This window comes from Blautia sp. 1033sp1_1033st1_G9_1033SCRN_220408, from assembly GCF_040929965.1.
Classification (GTDB): Bacteria; Bacillota; Clostridia; order Lachnospirales; family Lachnospiraceae; genus Blautia_A; species Blautia_A ammoniilytica.
In genome coordinates this window covers 1-4954 of sequence record NZ_JBFKZO010000046.1, presented here as the reverse complement: position 1 = coordinate 4954, position 4954 = coordinate 1, and the positions used below count along the sequence as shown (strand labels likewise).

7 protein-coding genes and 1 pseudogene are annotated in these 4954 nt (G+C 48.5%); 2 read left to right on the top strand and 6 right to left on the bottom strand.

All coding sequences use genetic code 11. The features are described 5' to 3' along the window. Window positions 1-156: 156 nt before the first annotated feature. From AB5916_RS17260 to AB5916_RS17240, 5 genes and pseudogenes are all read right to left on the bottom strand, one after another. Entirely contained in the window at window positions 157-378 is a 222-nt protein-coding gene (locus AB5916_RS17260; protein WP_226815879.1) for an MmcQ/YjbR family DNA-binding protein, read from the bottom strand. A gap of 72 nt (window positions 379-450) precedes the next feature. Further along, a pseudogene (locus AB5916_RS17255) lies at window positions 451-1342 on the bottom strand (radical SAM protein). Window positions 1343-1421: 79 nt separating this feature from the next. Next, window positions 1422-1892 carry a GNAT family N-acetyltransferase gene (locus AB5916_RS17250; protein WP_005924656.1) on the bottom strand — a complete coding sequence of 157 codons (471 nt, stop codon included), beginning with the start codon at window positions 1890-1892 and terminating at the stop codon, window positions 1422-1424. Continuing rightward, window positions 1892-3367 (bottom strand): amino acid adenylation domain-containing protein, encoded by a 1476-nt coding sequence (locus AB5916_RS17245; RefSeq protein ID WP_368192088.1) that lies wholly within the window; start codon window positions 3365-3367, stop codon window positions 1892-1894. Before AB5916_RS17245 ends, AB5916_RS17250 begins: the two co-directional genes overlap by 1 nt. A 20-nt stretch (window positions 3368-3387) precedes the next feature. Then, window positions 3388-4062 carry an alpha/beta hydrolase gene (locus AB5916_RS17240; protein WP_368192086.1) on the bottom strand — a complete coding sequence of 225 codons (675 nt, stop codon included), beginning with the start codon at window positions 4060-4062 and terminating at the stop codon, window positions 3388-3390. Window positions 4063-4303: 241 nt separating this feature from the next. Here AB5916_RS17240 and AB5916_RS17235 point away from each other — a divergent pair, with 241 nt between their 5' ends. Together AB5916_RS17235 and AB5916_RS17230 are read left to right on the top strand one after the other, a co-directional pair. Beyond that, window positions 4304-4462 carry a hypothetical protein gene (locus AB5916_RS17235; RefSeq protein ID WP_005924668.1) on the top strand — a complete coding sequence of 53 codons (159 nt, stop codon included), beginning with the start codon at window positions 4304-4306 and terminating at the stop codon, window positions 4460-4462. After that, entirely contained in the window at window positions 4452-4643 is a 192-nt protein-coding gene (locus AB5916_RS17230; RefSeq protein WP_118512129.1) for a DUF5131 family protein, read from the top strand. The genes AB5916_RS17235 and AB5916_RS17230 overlap by 11 nt, the downstream gene beginning before the upstream one ends. Here the strand turns inward: AB5916_RS17230 and AB5916_RS17225 are convergent. Continuing rightward, entirely contained in the window at window positions 4621-4791 is a 171-nt protein-coding gene (locus AB5916_RS17225) for a hypothetical protein (protein WP_173683925.1), read from the bottom strand. The genes AB5916_RS17230 and AB5916_RS17225 overlap by 23 nt on opposite strands. Window positions 4792-4954: the final 163 nt, after the last annotated feature.

Genomic DNA, 4954 nt, shown 5'->3' with positions numbered 1-4954 from the left:
CCACTGCTTTTTATTAAAGTGTAAAGAAAAACTGCGCCATAGCCTTGGCAGGCCATCGCGCAGCGATTTTGTTCAACTTGAATTTATCAGTATCTCTTTTTGCATGTTTTGGGTATCGTTGCTTCATAACTCATATCAAGCAACATTTTGATTTTGTCATCTGATACGCTGCACATCCAGTGCAACAGTAATCCAGCTATCCTTGCTCATGTGATACGCCGGGAAGAAGCCGGGTTCCTCTCGTAGTGTGCCAATCAGAATTGGGTCACATTTGAAATCGACCACTTCCAGCATTTCTTCGCCTTGCAGCCCCAGCTTGTTCTTTGGTACATCCATAATCAGAGCAAACCACTTCCGATTATTACAATGCCGGAACACCTCATAATTCGGATATTTGAGCCACGGATAATCTGTCTCGGCGTTATATGTCTGATTCTAATTCTGCGCGTTTCATAACCTCACCTCTACAACTTCTAGCTTTCTGCATGTTACTATATAGTTTTGATTACCTGTTCTTCTGCATTTTGGCCGAGGGATAATCTCTTCGTTGAAAAAATAATTGACCACGATAGGCGGATCGTTGAACGGGCGTTTGATGGAATCATCATCCTGGACATACAGTAGCCCTTCCTCTTGGCAAAACTGCCGCATCTGCGCATCCAGCATTGACCAGTAGCTGCGTTCTTTTTTATTGTAAATGGTATCGTACAGCGGCAGCAGGTCTGGATGTTTTTCCGTTATATAGTCAAAAATCGTTTTCTTATAACCGCCCCGCAAGTTTAGGTTTTCCAGCCAGACCAAATTACATTGATTCTTCGCCCGGTGGATGATGGAGGGCAGGTCGGTGAGGCCGGGGAAAATCGGCGAGATAAAGCAGGTGGTGCGCACACCAGCATCATGGAATGCTTTCATAGCGGCCAGCCGCCGCTCAATGCTCGCTGCATTGTCCATATCAGCGCGAAAATCTTCGTCCAGTGTGTTTGATCGACCAGGATACCCGCGCATTGGGGAATGTTTTAATGAGGTCAAGGTCACGCAGCACCAGGTCAGACTTGGTAGCAATACTGAGGCTACATTCACTGCCCTGCATCTGCTCCAAAATGGCGCGGGTGCGGCAGGCGGTTTCCTCCAGCGGCTGATATGGGTCGGTCACGTAACAGAGAAACAGTTCTTTCCCTGCATACCGCTCCGGGTGTTTGATTTCCGGCCAAAATTTAACGTCTATGAACTCTCCCCAGGGCTCCGGGTGATTGGTAAAACGCTTCATAAAAGATGCGTAGCAATATTTGCAGCCGTGGCCACAGCCCACATAAGGATTGACCGAATAATCACTCACAGGCAAATTGGATTTTGTGAGGACGCTTTTTACTTCAACGTTTCAGATGATTGGCTCCATTGTATGTATGCTCCTTTGATTTTGCTTATTTTTCACGGGACAGTTTCATCATATCCTTCATATCGGCAAAACCGATTGTTTGATACAGCGGCCTGCCTTTGTTTGAGGTTTCAAGATAAATTTTTGAAATATGCCGCTGACGAGCCTGCTCTACAAGCCACCTGACGATTCTGTTCCCTATGCCGTGTCCGCGAAACTGCGGCCGGGTATAAATGTTCATCAGGTAGGCACATTTCCCGTTTAGATTGTCCGGTGAGGGCATCTCATGATAGAGGCATATCCCGCCGCAGCCGACGATTTCCTCCCCTACGTAGGCAAAGCAGGCAATATGTCCGCCCTGCGGCAGTTCTGTTTGATAGTAGCGGCGATTTTCCGATTCCAGCTCTGTTACAGACCGCTCCGAGGGGATGGAGAATACCTCATGCAAGACTTCCATTCGCCATTGCATCAATACATTCAGGTCCTGGATCGTGGCCTGCCGGATCTGAATCTCCATTATAATGCCCCCGCTTTCATTACCACCGGCAGTTTCGACACATCCGGCTTACCGTTGACATTCAAAGGAATCTGCTTCATCTTCACAAAGAACTCTGGGATCATAAAGGAAGTCAAATTTTCAGACAGTTCTTTTTTTACTTCCGAGACTTTCAGCTTATTGTCGGAAGGCACCACATAGGCGGTCATATAGGACAGTCCATCCTCGTCTGTAAAAGCCCGGACAATAGCCTGCTGCACATCCTTGCACCGATAGAGCCGGGACTCCACCTCGGCAAGTTCCACCCGCTTGCCGTAAATCATGATCTGGTCGTCCTTGCGGTGCAGGAATGCAATGTTGCCATCCGGCAGGATATAGCCCAAATCGCCGCTGCGGTACATGGTGCTACCGTCCGGCTGCCGCTCAAAAGCTCTGTTTTCCTCGGCATGGTCGCCAATGTAGCCCAGAGATACACCGCCGCCATAAATGCAAATCTCACCCGTCTGCCCTTTGGCAACCTCGTTGCCAGACTGATCCAGAATCCTGATTTGCGCACCTAGTACAGGATGACCGATGGAATAGGTACCGTCCTCCAGCACAGTTCCACTATTACAACGGTAATAGGAGGCGCAGACCGTTGTCTCGGAGGGGCCGTAGGTGTTGTAAACCTCTGCTTTGTTCAGCAGGTGATCCACATAAACGCCCCGCAACACATCGCCGCCGCTGATAAGCAGCCGCAGAGAGGACGGAATGACAGACAGGTGGTTCATTTCTGCCAGCAGATACGGAAAGCCGCTGATCATAGTCACATGGTGGCGTTCCACAAAAGCCATCAATGCATGGATGTCGGCCTTATCCTCGTCAGCGGGGATGGCCAGAGCGGCACCATTCAGCAGACTGGTGAACACTTCCTCCACAAAGATGTCAAAAGAACAGACGGAATATTGCAGCATGACATCACCGGGGCCGGGATGGAACTCGTTGGCAAAGGCACGGACATAATGGCAAACATTGCGGTTGGTGACACAGACACCTTTGGGCCGCCCGGTGGTACCTGACGTATACAGCACATAGGCGGGGCGTTCCGGGTCTTCGATGGCGTTGCGCTTCCAGGAGGGCGTCTCCACGCCGCAGATCTCACAATCTGTATAGCGGATGGGGAAACTGCTCAGTTTGGGCGCAAAGGCGTGTTCCGTCAGCACAAAATCCACCTGTGCCTCGGTCATCATGTCATGGATGCGCCCGGTGGGAAAATCCGGCTCGGCTGGGACATATCGGCCGCCGCATTTGAGTACCGCCAGAATCGAGGCAATCATCTCGGTTCGGTGACGCATGACGATGCCGATGCTGTGTACTTCCTGCGGAAAGCTGCACGTGATCATATCCACCATGTTGGACAGCTCTCCAAAAGTCATGGCGCGGTCGTTTTCAATGATAGCCGGGGCATTTTCATGTTCTTTAACTACTTTCTGAAAAAGCGAATAAATCGTATCCATCGTTTTATCTCCTTGTCGGTTTATCTATTTAATATCCAGTGAATGCCAGCCGCTGTGCGCTTGTTGCACGCCTGATAGTGGCTGCCACTGTTCAGTACGAAGGTGGTTTCGATGCCTTTCCCGTGGCACAATGTTTCTATCTCCTGCGTATTCTGCTGCACAACGTTCAAAATCGGATTATCGGTGGAGCTCTCCTTGTCTCCGAGAGAAAAATACAGACAGTCAGGTTTGCGCTTCATCTCATGGGAGCACACATATTCCATGATGCCCTCAAACCAGAAGGAACCTGACATACTCGCTGCGCGGGCAAACACATCCGTTTGGTAGAGAGCGTAGAGGGCGAACAGCCCGGCCAGCGAGTAACCGGCGAGGCCCCGCCAGACGGGCGCACCGGGAAGGAGCGCTTCCGCTTCCGGCATAATTTCATCCAGAAGCAGTTTCAGGTAATCATCCGCACCCCCGGTGCAGGGCGTATCGTGTTTAGAGATCGGCCCCATATACCACGGTGTCATGTCATGATCCCATTTCAGCTTACTGACCGCCACCAGACAGAAATCTGGGCAGCCGAGCGCCATCAGGTTTTTATACACACTGTTAACGGCATTGGAAAAGGTGTTGAGATAGATAACTGGGCTGCCCGGCTTTGCGCTTGGGTATATGTCCACTCTTTTTTGTTCTATGGTTAAAGAAGTCACCTTGTTGCCTCCTCTCTTGACGATTCATTGTATAAATATTGTACGGTATCCGAAAACGAAAGCAAGTACGCAGAAAGTTCGTACATAGTATCAAACTACTGACCAAGGCTATAAACAGGAGGAAGTAGCCGTTGGCGATGTTGTCTGTCTATATGTTACGGCCCCGGTTTCCGCTGTTCTATATCGGTGCGAAGCTACAGAAGTCAATATTCCTTACCATTATGATGATGGCAACGTACATATGAACCATGTGATGAGATTGAAAAAGCTGGATCAGTACAACCCGTCTTTTCTCCCGTTTGAGAAGCTGAAAGCCTATGGGATTGGTGCGGTACGTGGGCCACGAAGAATGCCTCACAGTCTGATTTGCGAACTGGAAAGGAATCGGTATGAGCAGTGATATTTGGAATCCCTGGCATGGCTGCCGCAAATACAGTGAGGGCTGTGACCACTGCTATATGTACTATCTGGACAATGAACGGGGCAAATCAGGCGGGGAAATTTATAAAGTCAAGACAAATTCCGATTTCTCAGTTTCAAAAACTAGAAGTTGTATCATCACGTATCTTTATCTTTTTTAGAAGAAATAGGACTGTCAGATATAGCAAGAGATATACCCAGACATATACCCACTCCAATTCCAACAACCTTGCTGTTTAAAACAATACTCCAAAGTATTGCTGTTGATATTCCGATGCTGACTCCTTTAATTATACTTTCGCTTTTCATAAGCTTTGTCCTCTAAATTAGCACTTCAAATCGTTTTCTTTATTCTATCACAGCTTCTATTATTCCGCCATCAGTCTTTCAAACCAAGTATGCAGAGCGTGTAATATTAAGATACTTACAAAGTTTATCTACAGGATATCCCTTGTCAGAAGATAATTCTTTG